This window comes from Rhodococcus sp. X156 (assembly GCF_004006015.1).
Taxonomy (GTDB): domain Bacteria; phylum Actinomycetota; class Actinomycetes; order Mycobacteriales; family Mycobacteriaceae; genus X156.
The window spans coordinates 2582616-2600418 of record NZ_CP034766.1 but is presented as its reverse complement, the minus strand read 5'-3'; the positions used below and the strand labels follow the sequence as shown (position 1 = coordinate 2600418).

The window sequence follows — 17803 nt, the reverse complement described above, 5'->3', positions numbered from 1 at the left end:
GGCTGGCCGCGCTGGCGGGGCACTTCGGCCGCGACGTGGGGCGGGCGATGGTCAAGCTGGAGACCATCCTGGCGGCGGCGGTCGACAGCGGCATCGACCTGCTGGTGCTGCCGGACGCCTGCCTGGGTGGCTACCTCTCGGACCTGCGGCGCCCGGATCCCGACGAGCTGCCACCTCCGCTGCGTGCCGACGGCCCTGAGCTGGCAGCCATCAGTGCGATGGCCGGCGCCATGACGGTGTGCATCGGCTACACCGAGCTGCACGAAGGGCGCCGCTACAACGCGGCGGCCTGCGTCACCGGCGACGGCGTCCTGGGCAGCCACCGCAAGGTGCACCAGCCGGCCGGGGAGTTCCTGGCCTACAGCGCGGGCGACAGCTTCTCGGCGTTCGACACCCCGGTGGGGCGCATGGGGATGCTGATCGACTACGACAAGACCTTCCCCGAGGCGGCCCGCACCCTGGCGCTGGACGGCGCGCGGATCATCGCGGCGCTGTCGGCGTGGCCGGCCAACGTCACCGACCGCACGGAGCGGTTGCCGCAGGACCGGCAGTCGCGACTGTTCGACCTGTACGACTCGGCGCGGGCGGCGGAGAACCAGGTGGTGCTGGTGTCGTCCAACCAGACCGGCGTGCAGGGCGGTCTGCGGTTCCTCGGCCAGGCCAAGGTGGTGGGTCCGGGTGGGGACGTGCTGGCCCGAACCGGGACGAAGGGCGGGATGGCGGTGGCGGAGGTGGACGTGGACACCGAGGTGGACCGGGCCCGGCGGGTGCTGCGACACCTGGACGAGCGGCGGGTGGACACCTACCGGAACCTGCTGGACGAGAAGGAAGGCTGAGCTGTGCGCATCGCGCTGATCACCTACTCCACCAAGCCGCGCGGCGGTGTGGTGCACACCTTGGCGCTGGCCGAGGCGCTGGCCCGTGCCGGTGCGGAGGTGTGGGTGTGGACGCTGGGCCGCGGCGGCGATGACGCCTTCTTCCGCCCGGTGGATCCGGCGGTGCACGTGCGGGTGGTGCCCTTTGCCCCCATCGACGGCGAGGACGTCGGCGATCGCATCCTGCGCTCCATCACGGTGCTGGGGGAGGCGTTCACGCCTGCGGACTACGACGTGGTGCACGCGCAGGACTGCATCAGCGCCAACGCCGTGGGCCGGTGCGTGCGCACCATCCACCACCTCGACGAGTTCGCCACACCCGAGCTGGCCGCCTGCCACGAGCGGGCAGTGGTCGAGCCCTTCGCGCGGGTCTGCGTCTCGGCGGCGGTGGCCCGCGAGGTGCAGGACGGGTGGGACCTGACGCCCACGGTGATCCCGAATGGTGTTGACGCGCAACGCTTTTCCGCTGGAGCCGCGGATGTTGCCGGCCGGCGGCGGTGGGCGGAGGAGCTGGGCGAGTACGTGCTGGCGGTGGGCGGCATCGAGCCCCGCAAGGGCAGCATCGACCTGGTGGAGGCGTACGCGCTGCTCGCGCGGGAGCGGCCGGGGCTGAACCTGGTGTTCGCCGGCGGGGAGACGTTGTTCGACTACCGCTGGTACCGGGAGGCGTTCGACAAGCGCTGCGCCGAGCTGGGGGTGCAGCCGCGGGTGCTGGGCACGGTGGCCGAGGAGGAGCTGCCGTCGCTGGTGGCGCAGGCGTCGGTGTTCGCGTTCCTGTCCACGAAGGAGGGTTTCGGGATGGCGGCGATGGAGGCCCTGGCCGCGGGCGTGCCGGTGGTGGCGCGTGATCTGCCCGTGCTGCGGGAGGTGTTCGGCACCACCGTGGCCTTTGCCTCGACCCACGCGGAGATGGCCGCTGCCCTGGCCTGGCCGGGCGGAGATCGCGCGGCCGGGCGCGAGCTGGCCCTGCGACACAGCTGGGACGACGCGGCGCGGGCGCACCTGGACTTCTACGCCGCGCTCGAGCCGCACGAGGCCACCTCGAGGTGAGCCAGTTCGGGAGCTGGGGGCGCTGGCCGTCGGCGGTGGGCAGGTCTCGGTTGTTGGGCAGGATCGATCCAGGCCGGTGGGGTGAACCAGGGTTGGCGGTCGTCACCGGTGGCTACCGACCAGCCTTGGTGGTGCACGACCCGGTGGTGGTGGCCGCAGAGGAGAACCAGGTTGTCTAGCGCGGTGTCGCCGTTGTCCGCCCAGTGGATGATGTGGTGGGCGTGGCACCAGCCGGGGGGTCGGCCGCAGCCGGGGAAGGCGCAGCCGCGATCCCGGGCGATCAGTGCTCGCCTCAAGCCGCCGGAGACGGTGTAGGTGGTGCGGCCGACGTCGAGCGGTACGCCGTGCTCGTCCAGGGTCATGGGGGTGATCTCGGCGTCACACGCCAGCCGTCGGGCGGAGGCGATGGACAGCGGTCCGAGGAACGTCAGCTCTGCGGCCGGGCCATGGCCGGTGGCGAGGGCGTTGGCGCGCACGTGCAGGGTGAGGTGCGGGCGGGCGTAGCCCTCGCCGGGCACGCAGGCGTGGTCAGCCGCCCGGCCGAGCAGGTCCACGAAGGCGTCGCCCAGTCGCTTCGCGGGACTCCGGGCGTCTCGCTCCCCGTTGTCTTCCGGCCGTGGCTTGGCCAGCGGCGACAACACGGCCTTGGCGAGCTCGGCGGCTTCGGTGTCCAGCCAGCCGGTCACCTTGTGCAGCCCGTCGCCGCAGTCATTGATCCGCAGCTCCCGCCGGGCCACGGCGTGTTCCTCGGTGAGCTCAGCATCGTCGGGGGAGATGCGGGCGAGCAGCTCGCGACCGCGGCGATTCAGGGCCTGCGGGTCCTCGGCCAACGCCGCTTCCAATAGGTAGGTGCGGCAGGCATCGACACCGTCGTCGGGCAGGTCGTCGGGCAGCTGCTGCAACACCCGCACGATCACCTCCGCGTGGTCCACCGTGATGGCACCGGTGCCCAGGGCCGCAGCCACGTCCGGCAGCCGGCTCAACGCCAGCCCGAGCCGCACCATCCGCGACGCTGCGGCAGGGGCCACCCGGGCCGCGTCGGTCAACCACCGCGCCGAGCTCGACGCCCCCTGCTCGATGGCCACACCTCGGCGGTCGATCTCTGCCACCGTGCGCAGCTGCAACCCCTGCAACGCCGACACCCGCCCGCTCAGCGCCACCGCGAACGACACCAGCTCGTCGGACCCCATGCGCCACAGCTCCATCCCAGCGGGGTCTGCGAGCGCACGGGCCATGTCCATGAGCCGAACACTAGTTCGAACCACCGACAAGTTCGGCGGTTCCGCAGATGTGGCCGAGAAACCCGCCCCGGCCCGCGGCGTACGGTCGAGTGCGCCGGCCAGGCGCGGCTGCGGCGGCGCCGGGAGAACCTCCGGGGCGAGGTGGGAACCGATGGTCACCTACATCCAGTCGTTGCTCGCGGGCGTGCTGATCGGTGCGCTCTACGCCCTGCTGCGGGTGAAGTCGCCGGCCCCACCGATGGTCGCGCTGGTCGGGCTGGGCGGGATGCTCGTCGGCTACAGCTTCTGGGACCAGGTGGCATGACCAGCGTTGCCGCGCGGGCCGGGCAGTCCGTGCTCACCCGCCTCTCCCTCGTCCGCACCGGCGAGTTCTGGCGCGGCACCGCGGTGCGCTACGTCGGCTCCGCCCTGGTCGGCATCCTGGCCGGGATCATCTACCGCTCGCTGGACATCAGGTCCCCGGCCCCGCCCTGGGTGGCACTGGTGGGTCTGGTCGGGATCCTGCTGGGTGAGTACTGGATGGGTACGGCGCTGAGGCGCACGTGGCCGTGGCGTCGCGGCAGGCGAATCGAGGTGCCGACTGACGAGAGCTAGTCCCCGAACCGCCACCGCGCGGCGCTCAGCACCACCCGGCCGTCGCGGATCGGGGCTCCCTCCGCGCGCAGCCGCTGCAGCTGTTCCTCGCTCTTGTGCGGCGCCGGCCGGCCTGCGGCGTTGACCACCCGGTGCCACGCCAGGTCGGCGGAGTCCTCGGCCAGGATGCGTCCGGCCAGCCGCGGTGAGCTCAGCCCGGCAGCATCGGCCAGGTCGCCATAGGTGGTCACCCGACCCGGTGGCACCTGCTGGAGCAGCTCCCGCACCCGTTCCACCTGCTCCTCGTTCACCGGCTCACTGCTCCACCAGCGCCGCGCGCACCAGCTCGGCCACCACCGCCGGCTGCTCCTGCTCCACCATGTGCCCTGCGTCGAGCACCTGCAGGCGCAGCGCGTCGCCGAGCACCTCGCGCCAGCCCTCGAGCGTGGCGTCGGTGAGGTAGGGCGGGTGCACCTGCCCGGCCCGCAGCACCACCGTCGGCAGCCCGGCCGGCGGGGCGACGCTCGGCCGGGCCAGCTCGCTCCACGACGCCACCATCGCCGGGGTGGACAACCGCCAGGTCAGGCCGCCCTCGGCCCGCTCCACCAGGTGCTGGTCCACCTCTGCGTCCACCGCCGCCTGCGGGGCCGCCGCCCAGTCCTTGCGCTGCTGCGCCCGGGCCTGCTCGGCGTCGGCGAACACCGGCGGCGCGCACGCGGCCTGGGCGCACTCCAGCGCGACGCCGGCGGGCACGGCCATCGCCGGGTCCAGCAACAGCAGCGCGCGGATGCGGTGCGGCACCGCGCGGGCCAGGTGCACCGCGATGGCGCCGCCGTAGGAGTGCCCCACCAGCACCACCGGGTCGGGGTCCAGCTCCGCCAGCACGGCGCACAGGTCGGCCACGTGCTGGTCCATGGTCCACGGTGGCCGGGCGGGGGAGCGGCCGTGCCCGCGCAGGTCGGGTGCGACCAGGTTCACCTCGGGCAGGTGCTCGGCCACCCCCCACCAGCGCCCGCCGTGACCGGTGACCCCGTGCAGGGCAAGGACGGTGGGGCCGGACGGGCTTCCGTGGTGGTGCAGGTGCAGCGGCGAGGACATCCCCGGAGTCTGGCAGCCCGCCCCAGCCCGGCGGCGAAGCTGTCGGGGGTCCGTGTTTACCTAGCCGCGTGGTCAGGACGGGGGAGCGGCAGCGCAGCCGCCTGGTGCGGGCACCCGCCGTGGCGCACCCCGTCCGGCACTGGGACGGGGAGGCGGCCCAGCTGCTCGACGGGTTGCCGGCGCCGCGGGCGGCGTGGGCGCCGGTCTCGGTGCTGGGTGGTCCGGGCACCGGCAAGACGTCCCTGCTGGTCGACCTGGCGGTGCGGCGGCTGCGCACCCCGGGGGTCGACCCGGAGTCGGTGCTGGTGCTCACCGCCTCCCGCCGCGCCGCGCGGGACATCCGGGTGCAGGTCACCGCCGGGCTGGCCGCCGCCGGCGTGGGCGGTGCAGGCGCGCACACCGTGCGCGAGCCCCTGGTGCGCACCGTGCACTCCTACGCCTTCGCGGTGCTGCGCCTGCAGTCGGCCGCACACGACAACCCCCCGCCCCGCCTCATCACCGGCGCCGAGCAGGACGCGGTGATCCGGGAGCTGCTGCGCGGGGAGATCGCCGACGGCGCCCCCGGCTGGCCGGACTCGCTGCGCCCGGCCCTGGGGATGACCGGGTTCGCCCGCGAGCTGCGCGACCTGTTGCTGCGGGCCGCCGAGCGCGGGCTGGCCCCGGAGGACCTCGTCAAGCTGGGGCGCACGCACAAGCGCAAGGAGTGGGTGGCCGCCGGGCGCTTCGGGCTGCTGTACGAGCAGGTGCTGCTGCTGCGCAGCTCGGTGGGCATGGAGGCGCCGCAGGCCAGCGCCCCCGCGGTGGACGCCGCGGGCCTGGTCTCCGGGGCGCTGGACGCCTTCGCGGGTGATCCGGAGCTGCTGGCCGACCAGCGCGCCCGGGTGCGGCACCTGTTGGTGGACGACGCCCAGCACCTCGACCCGCACGCCGCCGAGCTGGTGCGCCAGCTGGGCGCCGGGGCCCGCGAGGTGGTGGTGGCCGGCGACACCGACCAGGCGATCTACGGCTTCCGCGGCGCCGACCCCACCTTCCTGGCCGACCTGCCCGCCCGGCACCGGGTGCTGCTCACCACCAGCCACCGCTGCGCCCCCGCGGTGGCCGACGTGGTGGCCCGGATCAGCTCGCGGCTGCCCGGCGCCGCCCCGCAGCGCGGCCCCGCCGCCCGCACGGACGGCCCCGCCGGCCGGGTGCAGGTGCGGCTGCTGCGCACCGTGGCCCAGGAGGCGGCGCACGTCGCCGACACCCTGCGCCGCGCCCACCTGATGGACGGCGTTCCCTACGCCGAGATGGCCGTCATCGTGCGCTCCACCACCCGTGCCCTGCCCGCGCTGCGCCGGGCGCTGCTCTCCGCCGGGGTGCCGGTGCAGGTGCCCACCACCGACCTGCCCCTGGCCCGGCAGCAGGCGGCGCAGGGGCTGCTGCTGGCCCTCACCGCCCTCACCGCCGACGACGACTCGGTCACCTTCGACGACGAGGCGGCCCTGGCCCTGCTCACCTCCCCGTTCGGGGGCGCCGACCCGGTGTCGCTGCGCCGGCTGCGTCGGGGCCTGCGGCGGGTGGAGCTGGCCGCCGGCGGTCACCGCGACTCCGCCGAGCTGATCCGGGAGCTGCTGCTGGCACCCTCCGCCGACTCCACCGCGCGCAACCGTGCCGACGACCCCCTCACCGCGCTCACCGCCGCCGAGGCCGAGCCGCTGCGCCGGGTGCAGCGGGTGCTGGCCGCCGCCCGTGCCGTGCTCACCGACGGCCGCGGGGTGGAGGAGGTGTTGTGGGCCGCCTGGCAGGCCAGTGCCCTGGAGCGCCGCTGGGTGGCCGCGGCCGCCCGCGGGGGAGCAGCCGGTGCGCAGGCCGACCGTGACCTCGACGCGGTGGTGGCCCTGTTCGACGCCGCCGCCCGCTACGTCGACCGGCTGCCCGCGGGGAGCGTGGCCGGGTTCGTGGAGTACCTCAGCGAGCAGGAGCTGGCCACCGGCGGCACCGACGCGCTCACCGCGGCCGGCACCACCGACGCGGTCACCGTGCTCACCGCGCACTCCGCGGCGGGGCGGCAGTGGCACACCGTGGCGGTGTCCGGGGTGCAGGAGGGGCTGTGGCCGGCGCTGCGCAGCAAGGGCAGCCTGCTGGGCACCGAGCAGCTGGTGGACATCGTCGCCGGCACCGACCCGGCGCTGTTCGACACCCTCTCGCGCACCGCGCCGCTGCTGGCCGAGGAGCGACGACTGTTCCTGGTGGCGTGCAGCCGCGCCGCGCACACCCTGCTGGTCACCGCGGTGAACAGCGCCGCCGGCGACACCGACCTGCTGGCCTCCCGGTTCGTGGACGAGGTGTCCGGCCTGGACGCCGACTCGGTGGACCCCGACGAGCCCGACCCGCGGGCGGCGCCGGTGGGCCGGGCGCTGGTGCTCGGTGAGCTGGTGGCCGACCTGCGGGCCGTGGTGTGCGACCCGGAGGCCGACGTCGAGCGCCGCGACCGGGCCGCCGCACAGCTGGCCCGCCTGGCCGCCGCCGGAGTGCGCGGGGCCCACCCGGACAGCTGGTACGGGCTCGGCGAGACCAGCACCGCCGCGCAGCTGTGGCAGCCGGGCGACGGACCCGTCCCGGTGTCACCCTCCACCGTGGACCTGCTCAGCACCTGCCCGCTGCGCTGGCTGCTGGAGCGCCACGGCGGCCAGGACGGCTCCGCCACCTCGGCGGTCACCGGCACCCTGGTGCACGCCCTGGTGCAGGCCATCGCCGAGAAGGCCAGCCCGGACGAGGTGGACGCCGCCCTGGAGCGGGCCTGGACCGCCGTGGACGTGGGCGCGCCGTGGTACTCGCGACTGGAGCTGGAGCGCACCCGCGGGATGCTGGAGACCTTCCGGCAGTGGTGGCAGCGCAGCCGCGCCGACCTCACCGAGGTGGCGGTGGAGGTGGACGTCGACGTGCTGCTGCGCGGACGCCCTGGCACCGGCACGGAGAGCAGCCCAGCAGAGCCCGAAGCGCCACACGAACCTGAAGCAGCAGCCGAAGCAGACCAGGACGCGGCCGAGCTCGAGGTCCGCGTCCGCGGCCGCATCGACCGCCTGGAGCGTGACGCCCTGGGCCGCCTGGTGGTGGTGGACGTCAAGACCTCCAAGAACCCGGTCACCGCCGACGCCGCCGCAGAGCACGCCCAGCTGGCCACCTACCAGGTCGCCGCGGCCGAGGGCGGTGTCGCCGACGTCAGCCCGGACGCGCCCTCCGGTGGGGCCCGGCTGGTCTACGTGGCCAAGGCGCACGCCAAGCAGGGCGCCACCCAGCGCAGCCAGCCCGCGCTCACCGACGAGACCCGGGCCCAGTGGCGCGGCCGGGTGATCGACGCGGCCGCCGCCACCCAGGGACCGGAGTTCCTCGCCGTGGTCAACGACGGCTGCACGCACTGCCCGGTCAACGGCTCCTGCCCGGCCCAGGACTCCGGCCGCCAGGTGGGTGGGTCATGACCAGCACGCTCACCCGCACGCCGCGCATCGGCCCCGCCGAGCTCACCGCTGCCCTGGGCCTGCCGCCGCCCACCGACGAGCAGGAGACGGTCATCGCCGCGCCGCTCGGTCCGGCGCTGGTGGTGGCCGGTGCCGGGGCCGGCAAGACCGAGACCATGGCCGCCCGCGTGGTGTGGCTGGTGGCCAACGGGATCCTGCCGCCCGACCAGGTGCTCGGCCTCACCTTCACCCGCAAGGCCGCCCAACAGCTGGCCTCGCGCATCCGCACCCGGCTGCACCGCCTGGCCGGCACCGACCTGCTGCAGCGGGTGGACCCCAGTGGCGAGCTCACCGCCCGGGTCCGCGCCGCCGAGCCCGAGGTCAGCACCTACCACGCCTACGCGGGTCGGCTGCTGGCCGAGCACGGGCTGCGGCTGCCGGTGGAGCCCTCCGCCACGCTGCTCAGCGAGACTGCCTCCTGGCAGCTGGCACACCGCGTGGTCAGCACCTGGGGCCACGACCTGGAGACCACCGCCGTGCCCGGCACCATCACCGCCCGGCTGCGCGAGCTCGCGGGTCAGCTCGCCGAGCACCTGGTGGAGCCGGAGGCGCTGCTGGACAGCCGCACCGAGCTCGACCGGCTCATCCACACCCTCCCGCCCGGGCCCAAGCAGCGGGGCGGGCCCACCAAGCCCCTGCTGCGGGTGCTCGAGGCGCAGGACCAGCGGCTGATCCTGCTGCCCCTGCTGGAGCGGCTCGCCGAGACCATGCAGCGGGAGTCCGCCCTGGACTTCGGCAGCCAGATGTCGCTGGCCGCCCGCCTGGCCCGCGAGCACCCCGAGGTGGGGGCCGCCGAGCGCCAGCGCTTCCGGGCGGTGCTGCTGGACGAGTACCAGGACACCGGCCACGCCCAGCGGGTGCTGCTCACCTCGCTGTTCGGGGGCGGGCGCGACCCAGAGCTGGCGCTCACCGCGGTGGGTGACCCCATCCAGTCGATCTACGGCTGGCGCGGGGCGTCGGCGGCCAACCTGCCCCGCTTCGCCACCGACTTCCCGCGCAACCGGGCCGGCAGCCCCGCCCCGCGCAGCGAGCTGCTCACCAGCTGGCGCAACCCCGCCGAGGCGCTGTACCTGGCCAACGGCATCTCCGCCGAGCTGCGCGCCACCGGGGTGCCCGTGTCCGAGCTGCGGGCCCGCCCCGGTGCGCCCGCCGGCGACGTGCGCGCCGCGCTGCTGCCCGACGTGGCCACCGAGCTCGGCTGGGTGGCCGGGCACGTCGCCCGCACCTACCGCGAGGCCCGCGCCGCCGGCGAGCCCGTGCCCACCGCCGCCGTGCTGGTCCGCCGCCGCGCCGACATGGCCGGGGTGGCCGACGCGCTGCGCGCTGAGGGGCTGCCGGTGGAGGTGGTCGGCGTCGGAGGACTGCTGGACACCCCCGAGGTGCGCGACGTGGTGAGCGTGCTGCGGCTGCTGGCCGACCCGCTGGCCGGCAGCGCCGCGGTGCGGGTGCTCACCGGCGCTCGCTGGCGCATCGGCGCCGCTGACCTGCTCACCCTGTGGCGCCGCGCCACCGAGCTGGCCGTCCGCGGCGGCGGACCGGCGGAGGAGGGGCCGAGCACCCTCACCCACGTGCTGGAGTCGGCGATGCCGGTGGAGGACGCCGAGGTCGCCGGGCTGGTGGACGCCCTGGCCGACCCTGGCCCCGCACACCGCTACTCCACCCACGGCTATGCCCGCGTCGCGGCGCTCGGCGACGAGCTGGCCGCCCTGCGCGAGCGGCTGAGCCAGCCGCTGCCCGAGCTGGTCGCCGACGTGGAGCGGGTGCTCGCGGTGGACATCGAGGTGGGGGTGCACGGGGCCGGTGGCCGAGCCAACCTCGACGCCTTCGCCGACGTGGTCACCGGCTACGCCAGCAACACCCCCACCGCCACCATCGAGGGACTGCTCAGCTACCTCGCCGCCGCCGAGGACGCCGAGGACGGGCTCACCCCCGGCGAGGTGGAGGTCGACCCCGACCGCGTCCAGGTGCTCACGGTGCACGCCGCCAAGGGCCTGGAGTGGCAGGTGGTGGCCGTTCCGCACTTGAGCGACAAGGTCTTTCCCACCACCAAGCGCTCGTCGTCGTGGCTGCTCAACCCCACCGAGCTGCCCTCCCACCTGCGCGGCGACGCCGCCGAGGAGGACGGTGGCGAGGGTGTGCCGGTGCTCGACCTCAGCCGCTGCTTCGACCGCAAGGAGCTGGAGGACACCTTCGCCGCCCACGAGAAGGCGGTGGACGCCCGGCGGCTGCAGGAGGAGCGGCGCCTGCTGTACGTGGCGCTCACCCGCACCGAGCACACCCTGCTGGTGTCCGGGCACCAGTGGGGCAACACCGGCAAGGACCCGCGCGGACCGTCGGAGTTCCTCACCGCGCTGCACGACCTGGTGGCCGAGGTCGGCACCGTCGAGCACTGGGCACCTGCCCCGGAGGAGGACGCGGAGAACCCGGTGCTCAGCCAGGTCCGCAGCGCCGTGTGGCCGGCCGACCCGCTCGGCGCGCGCCGTGGGGCGGTGCAGGCCGGGGCCGCACGGGTGCTCGACGCCCTGGCCGCCCAGCCGGTCGCCGAGCAGCAGGCCAGCGCCGCACCCGCCGGCGACGACCCGGACGGAACCACCGAGCGCGACGACCCCGACGGGTGGATCGCCGACGTGGACGCGCTGCTGGCCGAGCGCAACCGGCGCCAGGCCACGGTGAGCGACGTGGCCCTGCCCACCCAGCTGTCGGTCAGCCAGCTGGTGGAGCTGGCCGCCGATCCCGACGCGCTGGCCCAGCGGCTGCGCCGGCCGCTGCCGTTCCCGCCCAACCCGCTGGCCCGCCGAGGCACCGCGTTCCACGCCTGGGTGGAGCGCCGCTACGGCGCCACCCGGCTGCTGGACATGGAGGACCTGCCCGGCTCCGCCGACGCCGACGCCGTGCCCGAGGCCGACCTGCAGCAGCTGCAGGACGCCTTCCTCGCCTCCAGCTGGGCGCAGCGCCGCCCGGTGGAGGTGGAGGTGCCCTTCGAGACGGTGCTGGCGGGCACCGTGCTGCGCGGGCGGATCGACGCGGTGTTCGCCGATGCCGACGGCGGGTTCACCGTGGTGGACTGGAAGACCGGCGCGGTCCCCGAGCCCGCCCGCCGCCACGCGCTACAGGTGCAGCTGGCGGCCTACCGGGTGGCGTGGGCCGAGCTGGCCGACGTGCCGCTGGAGCGGGTGCGGGCGGCGTTCCACTACGTCCGCCACGACGAGACGCTGGCGCCGACCGACCTGATGGACGCCGACGACCTGGCCCACCTGCTCGCCGGCAGCTAGCTCGCGTCCGTCTCCTTGGCGTCCGAGCCTGAGTCGTCCGAGCCCGAGGAGTCCGACTCCTCAGAGTCCGAGGAGCCCGACCCCTCGACGTCGTCGGCGAACGCCGTCCCGGCCACCGTCCCGCCGGTGCCCGGCACCACCACCGTCGGTCGCGCCCCCGGCTCGTAGCGGTCCTGCAGGTTGGCCACCTTCTTCTCGGCGTCCTTCAGCGTCTCCGGGTCCACCTCGGTCTCGGCACTGCCGGACTCGCCGTCCGACTCGTCGCCGGAGTCGCTGCCCGAATCCTCGGACGACGACGCGCCATTCTTCGAATTGCCGGACTTGTCCGAGTCAGTGGCCGTGTTCGGCTCACTCGTCGCGGCGGAGCTGATCACCGCGCCGCGCTCCCGATCGCTTTCCCCGGACTCGGATCCATCACTGCTCTGCGACATTTCCGATTGCGTCTCGCTGCTCATCGCAAACCTCCACCCCGTCGTGGCGGGCACGGGCGGCAGTGCCCGGCGTGTGCCGCATCACAGGGTGCGCCTGCAACGCCGAGAGCGCCACGCCAGACAGCTGGCGGGGCGCTCTCGGTGCAGGTCAGGAGGTCAGGAGGCGGCGGAGATCAGCGCCTCACGCTGCCGGGCGCCCAGGCCACCCACGCGGCGGGTGTCCACGATCTGCGCCTGCTCGAGCATCTGGCTGGCCCGCACCGCGCCGACGCCGGGCAGGGCCTTGACCACGGCGAGCACCTTGGTCTTCTTCACCAGCTCGTCGGTGTCGGACTTGGCGAGCACGTCGGCCAGGCTCAGCTTGCCTGCTTTCACCTGGTCCAGCAGCTCCTTGCGGGCGGTGCGGGCAGCGGCGGCCTTGGCCAGCGCCTCGCTGCGCTGCTCGGGGGTCATGGTGGGAAGGGCCATGGGTATCGCTCTCCAAAGATGTGTGGGGGACTGAAACTCCGCCTCCACCATGCACTAGTACCTGCGCGAATCGTTGCGCGACACACAAAATGGCGAGTTTTCGGCGTGTCCAGGGGCCGAAACAACCCGATCAGGGCCGGTGCGTGAAAACTGGGCACCATGTCAAGACGCTCCCTGCCGCCCGAGGAGCAGAGTGCCCTCAGCGCGGTGACGGTTCCGGGAGTCACCTACGGACCCACCCGCGCCATCCTGCTGCGCATCGCCGGCGCGCTCACCGCGCTGATCGCCACGGTCGGTCTGGTCTACCTCGACCGCAACGGCTACCGCGACGTCACCGAGACGCCGCTGTCGCTCGCCGACTGCTTCTACTACGCCACCGTGACGTTGTCCACCACCGGTTACGGCGACATCACGCCCTACACTCCGAGCGCTCGGATGATCAACGGCCTGGTGATCACGCCGCTGCGCGTGATCTTCCTGATCGTGCTCATCGGGACGACGCTGGAAGTCCTGACCGAGCGGTCTCGCCAGGCATTCAAGATCAACAGGTGGAGCAAAAAAGTGCGTGGACACACGGTCGTCATCGGCTTCGGCACCAAGGGGCGCTCCGCCGTGGCCGCCCTGCTCGGTGACGGGGTCGAGCCCAGCTCCATCGTGGTGGTGGACACCGACGCCACCATGCTGTCCGAGGCCACCGCGCTGGGGGTGGTGACGGTGCACGGCTCGGCCACTCGCTCCGACATCCTCCGCCTGGCCAACGTCCCGCGCGCCGCCTCCATCATCGTCGCGGCCAACCGCGACGACACCGCGGTGCTGGCCACCCTGTCGGCCCGCGAGCTGGCCCCCAAGGCCAAGATCATCGCCGCGGTGCGCGAGGCCGACAACGTGCACTCGGTGCGCCAGTCCGGCGCCGACCAGGTGGTGGTGTCCTCGGAGACCGCCGGACGGCTGCTGGGCATCGCCACCACGGCACCCACCATCGTGCAGATGATGGCCGACCTGCTCACCCCGGACGCCGGCTTCGCCATCGCCGAGCGCGACGTGGAGCCCCGCGAGGTCGGCGGGTCACCGCGGCACCTGTCCGACATCGTGCTCGGCGTGGTGCGCAACGACATCCTCTACCGGGTGGACGAGCCCGCCGTGGACGCCATCGAGAACGGTGACCGGCTGCTCTACATCCGCAATGCCGACTAGCCCAGGGCCGACCGCTGCAGCAGCGTGGGCGCGCCACCGCGACGTGTACCTGCTGCTGGCCGTCGCACTGGGCGCCATCGCCACCGCCGCCGTCGTGCTGCTCACCACCCCGGTGCCCCCGGGCGCGGACGTGGTCGCCAGCGCCGAGGTCACCGCCACCGCCAGCTGTACTGGCGGCGGGTCGGACACCGTCCTGGTCGCCGGACCCGGCGGGCCGGTGAGCAGGGACCTCGACGGCTGCGGCAGCCCGGTGGGCACCCGGGTGCTGGTGAACCTGGCCCCGGGCGGCGCCGTCCCCGCCCGGGTTGCCCTGGCCGGCACCAGGGCCGGGGAGGCCAGCCCCACCACGGCGGTGCTCGCCCTGGCGGTGGCTGCGTTGCTCGCGGGCGGCCTGGCGGCCGCGGCGGTGCGGGCCCGCTCCCGCCGAGACCCCGAGGCGCCGCAGGGATAGGGTCGGCGCGTGGCTCACGTTCCCGCAGTGCACCGGCTCACCCTCGACAACGGCCTGCGAGTTCTGCTCGCACCCGACCCGACCAGTCCCGTGGTGGCGGTCTCCGTCCACTACGACGTCGGGTTCCGCTCGGAGCCGGAGGGACGCACCGGCTTCGCCCACCTCTTCGAGCACCTGATGTTCCAGGGCAGCGAGAGCCTGCCCAAGCTGGAGCACTTCCGGGTGGTGCAGAGCTCGGGCGGGGTGTTCAACGGCTCCACCCACCCCGACTACACCGACTACTTCCAGGTGCTGCCCTCCGCCGCGCTGGAGCGGGCCCTGTTCCTGGAGGGCGACCGCATGCGCGCGCCCAAGATCACCCCGGAGAACCTGGCCAACCAGGTGGAGGTGGTCAAGGAGGAGATCCGGCTCAACGTGCACAACCGCCCCTACGGCGGCCTGCCCTGGATCCTGCTGCCGCCGGTGCTGTTCGACACCTTCCCCAACGCCCACAACGGCTACGGCGACTTCAGCCACCTGGAGGAGGCGACGGTCGAGGACTGCGCGGCCTTCTTCGACACCTACTACGCCCCGGCCAACGCGGTGCTCACCGTGGCCGGCGACTTCGAGGTGGAGCGCGCCACCGAGCTGGTGCACAAGCACCTCGGCGACGTCCCCGCCCGCCCCCGCCCGCAGCGCCCCAGCTTCGCCGAGCCGGCGCTGACCGCCGAGGAGTGGGCCGTGCACGAGGACCGCCACGCTCCGCTGCCCGCCCTGGCCGTGGGCTACCGGCTGCCCGACCCGGCCACCGACCTGGACGGCTACCTGGCCGCAGTGGTGCTGGGTGCGGTGCTCACCGACGGAGACTCCGCCCGGCTGCAGCGCACCCTGGTGCAGCGCGACGGCCTGGTCGCCGACATCTCCGCCGGCTGCGGCCTCTTCGGTGACCCGCTGGACGCCCGCGACCCCGACCCGTTCGTCATCACCGCGGTGCACGCCCCGGAGGCCAGCACCCGCCAGGTGCTCGACGCGGTGGACACCGAGGTCGCCGAGCTGGCCCGCACCGGTCCGTCGGCGCCCGAGCTGGCCGGGGTGCAGGCGCGCTGGCGAGCCGGCGCGCACCGCGAGCGCGACCGCCTGGTCTCCCGCACCCTCGACCTCGGCTCCACCGAGCTGCTGTTCGCCCGCCCCGAGCTGGCCGCCGAGCTGCCCGACCTGATCGCCGCGGTCACCGCCGAGCAGGTGGCCGCCGCCGCCGCGGCACTGACCCCCGGCGCGCGCGCCGTCCTCGAAGTGAAGCCAGGAGCCGACCAGTGACCAGCCCCGCCCGCACCGCCGAGCAGATCGCCACCACCGCGCTGGGTCCCCGCGCGCTGCCCGAGCTGGGCGAGCAGCGCGCCGCCGCCGAGCGCGCGCAGGTCGAGACCGTGCTGGACAACGGCCTGCGGGTGCTCGCCGTGCAGAACACCTCGGTGCCGATGGTGGAGATCCGCCTCGGCGTGCCCTTCGCCGGCAGCGAGCCCACCCACCCGGCGCGGGCCGAGGTGCTCAGCGCCGCGCTGTTCGCCGGCACCGACCGCCGCGACCGCTACCAGGTGGACACCGAGCTGGCCGCCGTCGGTGCCGACCTCTCCGCCGGTGTGGACCCCGAGCACCTCGCGGTGGACGGCTCCGTGCTGGCCGAGGGGCTGCCGGTGCTGCTGGACGTGCTCGCCGACGTGCTCACCGGCGCCACCTACCCCGACCGCGAGGTCGACGGCGAGCGCAGCCGGCTGGTGGAGCGGCTGGAGGTCGCCCGCTCCCAGCCCGGCGTCCTCGCGCGGGAAGCGCTGCTGCACCGGGCCTTCGGTGATCACCCGTCGGCCAACGAGGTGCCCCAGGCCGAGGACGTCGCCGCGGTCACCGCCGAGCAGGTGCGCCAGCTGCACGCCCAGGCCGTGGTGCCCCGGGGGTCGCTGCTGGTGCTGGTGGGTGACCTCGACCCGGAGGACGCGGTGGCGCAGGTGCGCAGCGCGCTGGCCGGCTGGACCTCCGAGGCCACCGCCGCGGTGCTGCCGCCGTGGCCGGCCATCGCCCCGGCCGACGTGCTGCTGGTGGACCGCCCGGGCGCGGTGCAGTCGCAGATCCGGCTGGTCACGCAGGGCGTGTCCCGGCTGGACGAGACCTACCCGGCCGCGCAGCTGGCCAACCTGGTCTTCGGCGGCTACTTCTCCTCCCGGCTGATGGAGAACGTCCGCGAGGACAAGGGCTACACCTACGGCGCCTCCTCGGGCATGGAGACCTCCTCGGCCGGGGCCATCCTGTCGGTGTCGCTGGACACGTCGCGGGAGACCACTGCCGCCGCGCTGATGGAGACCACCTACGAGCTCGGCCGCGTGGTGCACGTGCCGCCGACGGACGCCGAGATCGCCTCCGCCCGGCAGTACGCCATCGGGGCGCTGTCCATCTCGCTGTCCACCCAGAGCGGGCTGGCCTCCACGCTGGCCCGGCTGCTGCCGCTGGGCGTGGACGCCGACTGGGTGCGCACCCACCCGCTGCGCCTGGCCGAGGTGAGCAACGACGACGTGCGGGCGGCTGCCGCGCGGATGTTCGGCCCCGGCCGCTTCACCGGCATCGTGCAGTGCGACGTGGCCACCATCGGCGCCGACCTCGGCACGCTGGGCTCGGTCGAGCTGCCCGCTGCTCGATGAGCGACTTCCAGCTGAGCGAGCCGCCGATGCTCGCCCGCGACACGCTGGTGCGCGACGAGCTGGTGCGGGTGGACGACGAGCGGCTGCGGTCGGGCTGGCAGAGCGCGGCGCTGCTACGGGTGGATCCCCGCGGGCACGCCGCGGTGCACGACGGGGCGCTGCAGCTCGGTCGCGCCACCGAGATCGCCGCCCAGCCCCCGGCGGACGCGGTGCTGCTGGGCAGCGGGATGGTCACCGACGGACGGGTGGTGGCCGGCTCATCAGCGCTTGCTGCCGGGGACGCTGCCGCGGCGACCGACGTCTGGGCGGTGACAGTGCCGTACCTGCCCGCCCCCGCCGGTGGTGGCCGGGTGGAGACGGTGGACCTGCGGATGGGCGGGGCCGACCTGGCGCCCACCGAGGCGAGCATGCTGGCCACGGCCACCGCGCTGCTCGGCTGGCACGCCCGCACCAGCTTCTGCGCAGTGTGCGGAGCGACCATGCTGGCCCACGCTGCCGGGTGGGCGCGCCGCTGCGAGGCGCACGGGCACGAGGAGTACCCGCGCACCGACCCGGCCGTCATCTGCCTGGTGCACGACGGCGCCGACCAGGTGCTGCTGGGCCGGCAGCCGTCCTGGCCCGAGGGTCGGTTCTCGGTGCTCGCCGGGTTCGTGGAGGCGGGGGAGTCGCTGGAGGCGTGCGTGCGCCGCGAGGTGTGCGAGGAGGTGGGCGCCACGGTCAGCGACGTGCGCTACCTGGGCAGCCAGCCGTGGCCGTTCCCGCGCTCGATCATGCTGGGCTTCGCCGCGGTGGCCGACTCCGCGCAGCCGGTGGTGCCGCGGGAGGGGGAGATCGCCGAGGCCGCCTGGTTCACCCGGGACGAGATCAAGGCCGCGCTGGCGGCCGGGCACTGGGCCAGCGCCCCGACGGCCGAGCTGCCGCTGCTGCTGCCGGGCGCGGTGTCCATCGCCCGCGGGATGCTGGAGTCCTGGGCCGAGGCATGAA

The 17803-nt window shown here is 74.6% G+C and carries 16 protein-coding genes; 11 read left to right on the top strand and 5 right to left on the bottom strand.

What is annotated here, in order from left to right:
• Positions 1 to 47 precede the first annotated feature (47 nt).
• Together ELX43_RS12285 and ELX43_RS12280 are read left to right on the top strand one after the other, a co-directional pair.
• Positions 48 to 836 (top strand): carbon-nitrogen hydrolase family protein, encoded by a 789-nt coding sequence (locus tag ELX43_RS12285; protein WP_127784871.1) that lies wholly within the window; start codon positions 48 to 50, stop codon positions 834 to 836.
• 3 nt (positions 837 to 839) lie between these two features.
• Positions 840 to 1925 (top strand): MSMEG_0565 family glycosyltransferase, encoded by a 1086-nt coding sequence (locus ELX43_RS12280; protein WP_127783677.1) that lies wholly within the window; start codon positions 840 to 842, stop codon positions 1923 to 1925.
• Here ELX43_RS12280 and ELX43_RS12275 read toward each other — a convergent pair.
• A complete protein-coding gene (locus tag ELX43_RS12275; RefSeq protein WP_127783676.1) occupies positions 1886 to 3166 on the bottom strand; it encodes an HNH endonuclease signature motif containing protein in 1281 nt (426 codons plus the stop codon). The two genes, ELX43_RS12280 and ELX43_RS12275, sit on opposite strands and share 40 nt — an antisense overlap.
• 151 nt (positions 3167 to 3317) lie before the next feature.
• Between ELX43_RS12275 and ELX43_RS12270 the strand changes: the two genes are divergently transcribed.
• Together ELX43_RS12270 and ELX43_RS12265 are read left to right on the top strand one after the other, a co-directional pair.
• Positions 3318 to 3470, top strand: a complete 153-nt coding sequence (locus tag ELX43_RS12270) for a DUF1427 family protein (RefSeq protein ID WP_127783675.1) — start codon at positions 3318 to 3320, stop codon at positions 3468 to 3470.
• Positions 3467 to 3760, top strand: a complete 294-nt coding sequence (locus ELX43_RS12265; protein ID WP_127783674.1) for a DUF1427 family protein — start codon at positions 3467 to 3469, stop codon at positions 3758 to 3760. Before ELX43_RS12270 ends, ELX43_RS12265 begins: the two co-directional genes overlap by 4 nt.
• Here the strand turns inward: ELX43_RS12265 and ELX43_RS12260 are convergent.
• Together ELX43_RS12260 and ELX43_RS12255 are read right to left on the bottom strand one after the other, a co-directional pair.
• On the bottom strand, positions 3757 to 4050 hold the full coding sequence (locus ELX43_RS12260) for an MGMT family protein (RefSeq protein ID WP_127783673.1): 294 nt from the start codon (positions 4048 to 4050) through the stop codon (positions 3757 to 3759). The two genes, ELX43_RS12265 and ELX43_RS12260, sit on opposite strands and share 4 nt — an antisense overlap.
• Before the next feature lie 4 nt (positions 4051 to 4054).
• A complete protein-coding gene (locus tag ELX43_RS12255) occupies positions 4055 to 4837 on the bottom strand; it encodes an alpha/beta fold hydrolase (protein ID WP_127783672.1) in 783 nt (260 codons plus the stop codon).
• Positions 4838 to 4905: 68 nt separating this feature from the next.
• Between ELX43_RS12255 and ELX43_RS12250 the strand changes: the two genes are divergently transcribed.
• Both ELX43_RS12250 and ELX43_RS12245 read left to right on the top strand, forming a co-directional pair.
• Positions 4906 to 8295 (top strand): ATP-dependent DNA helicase, encoded by a 3390-nt coding sequence (locus ELX43_RS12250; RefSeq protein ID WP_127783671.1) that lies wholly within the window; start codon positions 4906 to 4908, stop codon positions 8293 to 8295.
• Positions 8292 to 11606 (top strand): ATP-dependent DNA helicase, encoded by a 3315-nt coding sequence (locus ELX43_RS12245; RefSeq protein WP_127783670.1) that lies wholly within the window; start codon positions 8292 to 8294, stop codon positions 11604 to 11606. The genes ELX43_RS12250 and ELX43_RS12245 overlap by 4 nt, the downstream gene beginning before the upstream one ends.
• Here the strand turns inward: ELX43_RS12245 and ELX43_RS18295 are convergent.
• Positions 11603 to 11830, bottom strand: coding sequence for a hypothetical protein (locus ELX43_RS18295; RefSeq protein WP_346773875.1), 228 nt, complete (start codon positions 11828 to 11830; stop codon positions 11603 to 11605). The two genes, ELX43_RS12245 and ELX43_RS18295, sit on opposite strands and share 4 nt — an antisense overlap.
• 363 nt (positions 11831 to 12193) lie before the next feature.
• Complete coding sequence (gene mihF, locus ELX43_RS12235) at positions 12194 to 12505, bottom strand: integration host factor, actinobacterial type (RefSeq protein WP_127783668.1); 312 nt, start codon at positions 12503 to 12505, stop codon at positions 12194 to 12196.
• Between the two features lie 159 nt (positions 12506 to 12664).
• On the opposite strand from mihF, the gene ELX43_RS12230 reads away from it, so the two are divergent.
• From ELX43_RS12230 to nudC, 5 genes are read left to right on the top strand one after another with little or no spacing between them, the layout of a single operon-like run.
• Positions 12665 to 13699: a potassium channel protein gene (locus ELX43_RS12230; protein ID WP_127783667.1), complete on the top strand. Its 1035-nt coding sequence runs from the start codon at positions 12665 to 12667 to the stop codon at positions 13697 to 13699.
• A complete protein-coding gene (locus ELX43_RS12225) occupies positions 13689 to 14150 on the top strand; it encodes a hypothetical protein (protein WP_127783666.1) in 462 nt (153 codons plus the stop codon). The genes ELX43_RS12230 and ELX43_RS12225 overlap by 11 nt, the downstream gene beginning before the upstream one ends.
• 9 nt (positions 14151 to 14159) lie before the next feature.
• Entirely contained in the window at positions 14160 to 15446 is a 1287-nt protein-coding gene (locus ELX43_RS12220; RefSeq protein ID WP_127783665.1) for a pitrilysin family protein, read from the top strand.
• A complete protein-coding gene (locus ELX43_RS12215; RefSeq protein WP_127783664.1) occupies positions 15443 to 16819 on the top strand; it encodes a pitrilysin family protein in 1377 nt (458 codons plus the stop codon). Before ELX43_RS12220 ends, ELX43_RS12215 begins: the two co-directional genes overlap by 4 nt.
• Positions 16816 to 17802 carry an NAD(+) diphosphatase gene (gene nudC, locus ELX43_RS12210; protein ID WP_127783663.1) on the top strand — a complete coding sequence of 329 codons (987 nt, stop codon included), beginning with the start codon at positions 16816 to 16818 and terminating at the stop codon, positions 17800 to 17802. Before ELX43_RS12215 ends, nudC begins: the two co-directional genes overlap by 4 nt.
• Position 17803: the final 1 nt, after the last annotated feature.